4 protein-coding genes and 1 pseudogene are annotated in these 4,201 nt (G+C 63.3%); all 5 read left to right on the top strand.

Annotated features, from left to right (window positions below; all coding sequences use genetic code 11):
* Positions 1 to 413, top strand: a pseudogene (locus ACY69P_RS14715) (cobyrinic acid a,c-diamide synthase); the annotation flags it as partial.
* A gap of 22 nt (positions 414 to 435) precedes the next feature.
* Positions 436 to 1,167, top strand: coding sequence for a metallophosphoesterase family protein (locus tag ACY69P_RS14710; protein ID WP_462328015.1), 732 nt, complete (start codon positions 436 to 438; stop codon positions 1,165 to 1,167).
* 3 nt (positions 1,168 to 1,170) lie between these two features.
* Positions 1,171 to 2,517: a protein kinase domain-containing protein gene (locus ACY69P_RS14705; RefSeq protein ID WP_462328014.1), complete on the top strand. Its 1,347-nt coding sequence runs from the start codon at positions 1,171 to 1,173 to the stop codon at positions 2,515 to 2,517.
* A gap of 18 nt (positions 2,518 to 2,535) precedes the next feature.
* Positions 2,536 to 3,042 (top strand): GNAT family N-acetyltransferase, encoded by a 507-nt coding sequence (locus ACY69P_RS14700; protein ID WP_462328013.1) that lies wholly within the window; start codon positions 2,536 to 2,538, stop codon positions 3,040 to 3,042.
* A 19-nt stretch (positions 3,043 to 3,061) separates the two neighbouring features.
* Positions 3,062 to 3,736, top strand: coding sequence for a YkgJ family cysteine cluster protein (locus tag ACY69P_RS14695; RefSeq protein ID WP_459900564.1), 675 nt, complete (start codon positions 3,062 to 3,064; stop codon positions 3,734 to 3,736).
* Positions 3,737 to 4,201 lie beyond the last annotated feature (465 nt).

The following is a 4,201-nucleotide window of genomic DNA, read 5'->3' as shown; positions in this document are numbered from 1 at the left end:
TGCCCATCTACGCTGAGTGCGGGGGCTTTATGTATCTCACGCAAGGGGTGACCTATGAGGGCACGGAGTACCCCATGGCGGGCGTGCTGGATGTGCACACGGAGTTTCGCCCGCATCCGCAGGGCCTTGGGTACATTGAGGCCCGCGTAGAGCGCGAGAATCCGTACCATCCCGTTGGCGCGGTTGTGCCCGGGCATGAATTCCACTATTCCGCGTGCGTGACGAACGCTCCCTCGGCGCATCCCACGGTCCTCGCCATGGAGCGGGGCAAGGGGACCATTGACGGGCGGGACGGCATCGTCAAAAACAATGTCTTTGCCGGGTATGCCCACATCCACGCCTTTGGCGCGCCATGGTGGGCGCCCAATTTTGTGGCGGCTGCGCGGCGGTTCAAGGACGGCTCGCGGCCGTAGTGCTTTGGAAACGGATACAGGTATGAGAATAGCCATTTTTTCAGATATTCACGGCAATGTGGACGCCTTTCGCAAGGTGCTGGCGGACATTGACGCCCAGCAGGTGGACGACATCATCGGCCTTGGCGACAACGTGGGCTACGGCCCGGACCCCAACGAGTGCGTGGCGCTTTTGAAGGAGCGGGGCATCACCTCCGTCCTTGGCAACCACGAGCACGGCCTGCTGCGCGAGCGGCACCGCGTGTGGTTCAACCCCAAGCCGCGCATCGCCCTTGAAGTCACGGCGTCCCTGCTGTCCGACGAGACCTTTGACTACATCGCCTCCCTGCCGCGTGTGGTGCTTCGCCACGGGCTTCGGTTTGTGCACGGGTATCCGCCGGACAGCCCCTACTATTACCTCTACGCCGCGGACGACGCCAAGCTGCGCAAGACCTTTTCACGCATGCCCGAGGATGTGTGCTTCCTCGGCCACACGCATTTGCTGGAGCTTGTCACCAACGCGCCAAGCGGCCCCACGCGTCAGGACATCGGCGAGGGCGACCATCAGCTGGACGCCGGAGTGAAGTATTTGGTCAACGTCGGCAGCGTGGGGCAGCCCCGCGACGATTTTAACCGCAAGGCCAAGTACGTCATCTACGACACCGAGGCGCGCATCGTCACCGTCCGCTACGTGGACTACGACGCCCGCCCCGTGGCCGAAAAGATGAAGGCGCAGGGCGTGCCGGACCAGTTCGCCGACATGCTCCTCGGGTAGCCTATGCGCAGCATCGGCGGGTACAGGATTCACGGACGTCTTGGGCGTGGCGGCATGGGCGCGGTGTACAAGGCCGCAAAGCCCGGAAGCCCCCTTGTGGCGCTGAAGGTGCTGGACCCCGCCGAGATGCTGGAGGCCATCACGGGCATGGAGGAGTTGGAGCGGCGTTTTCTCGCCGAGGCCGAGATCATGCAAGGCTTCCGCCACCCCAACATCGCACCCGTGGAGAGCGTGGGGCGTGATGCCTCCGGGCGGCCGTTTTTCACCATGGAATACTGCTGCGAGAACGTCGGTGCGCTCATCGGTGAGACCTACCGCGTCGAAGACCCCTCCCGCGTGCTGACCGTGGACCGCGCCGCCGACATTGCACTCCAGACCCTCAGCGGCCTTGGCGAACTGCATGCCCGCGGCGTTGTTCACCGTGATGTGAAGCCCTTTAATCTGCTTCTCGCCCCCGGCCAGGCTGTGCGCATAATTGATTTTGGTCTGTCCAAGCTCCGCGGCGAGCGTATTCGTCTGCATGGCGCGGAGCAGGTCGGATCACCGTTTTACGCCGCTCCCGAGCAGGAGGCGTCTCCCGACGCTGTGGACGGGCGGGCGGATTTGTACGGCGTTGGCGTTATGCTGTACCGCATGCTCACCGGGCGGCTTCCCGAGTTGTTCGAGCAGGAGCCAAGCGCCCTGAACACCGACCTTGACGACCAGTGGGATGCGCTGCTGCACTGCGCCACGCATCCCGACCCCGAGCAACGTTTTGCCAGCGCGGAGGCTATGGCTGGCGCCATCACCGAGGCCGTCCGCAGTTGGGCGGAGCGCACGCAAGCAAGCTGTCGCCTGCCCGGTGACGCGCCGGACGAAGAATTCCTCACACTGCCGTGGCCAGCGCCACTCCGGCGCAACCCCGTGCATACCGGACCTAAGGTGCGGCCTCAGGATTTGGGGCTCGACGCTCTGTGGCGGCCCGAGGCCTACTGCCGCAATGATTTCACCGCCCACGGCGCCGAGGTGTACGACGCCGCCACCGGTCTCGTCTGGCAGCAAGGCTGTTCGCCCGAGGCGATGGACTGGCCGACGGCCCACGGTTATGTTGACGCGCTTAATGCGCGTCTTCCCGCAGGTGCCCCCGCATGGCGACTGCCCACCGCGGAGGAGCTTTTGTCCCTCGTCGAGCCGGTGCAAAAGGGGCGCGCCCAGTGTGCGCCGCCGCTTTTTAGCACCGTGTGCAGGCGTCTGTGGTCCGCCGACCGCAGGACCTATGCCGCCGCATGGTACGCGGATATGGAGCTTGGATTTCTCGGCGCTCACGATACGACCTGTATGAACTGGGTTCGCGCCGTACGCGACGCGTAATGCGCGCAAGGAGGCGGTATGTCCATCACATTCTCCGAGTTGGCTCCCGGTCACGTTGCCGCGCTTTCCGCGCATATCGACGCCGTGTTCGACGCCTGCGTTGCGCCCGAATTCACCCCCGCAGGGGCGCAGGAATTCAAGCGCTACAGTACGCCCCAGAGCCTTGGTGAGCGTCTCGGCAGCATCAGTCGCATTTTCGTGGCCCACAGGGGGGATGAGCTTGTCGGGTCCCTAGAGGTGCGCGGCGGCTCGCACATTGCCATGTTTTTTGTTGCCGGGAACTGGCAGCGGCAGGGCATAGGCCGCAAGCTTCTGCGTTGGGCCGTCAGCCAGCTGCGCGCGCAGGCCCCGGACCTCGGCGCCCTGACCGTCAACGCCTCGCCCAACGCCATGGGCGCTTACGAGGCCTACGGCTTTACTCCGGACTCCCCGGAGCAGGAAAAGAACGGAATTCGCTTCACCCCCATGACGCTCGCCTTCAAGGGCGCCGGCGCATGGGTGCTGGAGCCGGAACAAGACGCATAACAAGGACGTGGACGATACGATGGCACAAGAAGTACGTACGCATTGCGAACAGTGTGGGACCTGCTGCCGCAAGGGCGGCCCGTCCCTGCACAAGGACGATGTCAGGCTTTTCAATGAAGGCATTCTCGGCTTTGGCGACGCCGTCACCCTGCGGCGTGGCGAGTTCGTCAACAATCAGCTCACCGGTGCCTACGAGGCGCTGGAAGAGGAAATCGTCAAGCTTCACGGCTCCGGCCTGTCGTGGGTGTGCGCGCAGCTGAATATCGACGACAACTCCTGCCTCATCTATGAGAACCGCCCCGTCGAGTGCGCCGCCCTCAAGTGTTGGGACGTTTCGGACCTTGAAGCCGTCTACGCCAAGGACCGCATCACCCGCGCCGACCTCATCCCCGAAGGGCATCCGCTGCTCGAACTCATCGACACCCACGAAAAAGAGTGTCCCTACTCGCGTCTCGAAGCCGCCTGTCTCGGTTTCGTCAACAATGACCCCGGCGCAGACAAGGCCATTCTCGACATGGTTGACTACGACCTCAGCTTCCGCTCCGCCTTTCGCGACAAGACCGGAGCCTTAGCAGAGGAATGCGACTTCCTTTTCGGGCGCCCGCTCTACCGCACCATACGGCAGTACAATATTGATATCGTCACCAAAGACGGCCGCTCCGAAGTGCGCCGCATGAAAGGCACCATCGCCTAGGATTTCGCTTCATACCAGCGCAGGGCAAGAGGCCATACGCTGGGTGCGCAGGAGAACGACGCGCGGCACGCTCCATACTGGGGCGTGCCGCTTTTTTTTGTGGTGGTGGCAGGTGGTGGTGGGGGAAGCAGAGGGGAAGAGGTGCCTCCGGCGGCTCAAGGGCCGTGGGCCCTTGAGAATCCCAAGTGCGCACAGACCGGTTGCCTTTGGATGGGACAGTCGTCACCCCTGACGGCTCTCGTCCGTGGGGATGGGGAGAGTTTTTTTGGGGGGGCGTTGGCACTTTGTAGGGACGGTGAGAATCCCTGTTTGAAGTGTGTACGAAGAAAAGACACAAGAAACCGCCCGCCCACCCCTATTTTCGGGGCGGCTTCCGCCCCGAAAATCCTGGGGATTCTCAAGGGTATCATACCCTTGAGCCGCCGGAGGCTCTCTTTATTTCTTTGCCCCTTCGTCCTTTCAGGC

The organism is Desulfobaculum sp., assembly GCF_054921475.1.
The sequence above is the reverse complement of the archived record's forward strand: the minus strand, read 5'-3'. Positions and strand labels throughout refer to the sequence as shown.

Bases quoted from the DNA above. Each gene is read 5' to 3' on its own strand.
- ACY69P_RS14705 (WP_462328014.1), top strand. From the start codon at position 1,171: ATGCGCAGCATCGGCGGGTACAGGATTCACGGACGTCTTGGGCGTGGC.
- ACY69P_RS14710 (WP_462328015.1), top strand. From the start codon at position 436: ATGAGAATAGCCATTTTTTCAGATATTCACGGCAATGTGGACGCCTTT.
- ACY69P_RS14695 (WP_459900564.1), top strand. From the start codon at position 3,062: ATGGCACAAGAAGTACGTACGCATTGCGAACAGTGTGGGACCTGCTGC.
- ACY69P_RS14700 (WP_462328013.1), top strand. From the start codon at position 2,536: ATGTCCATCACATTCTCCGAGTTGGCTCCCGGTCACGTTGCCGCGCTT.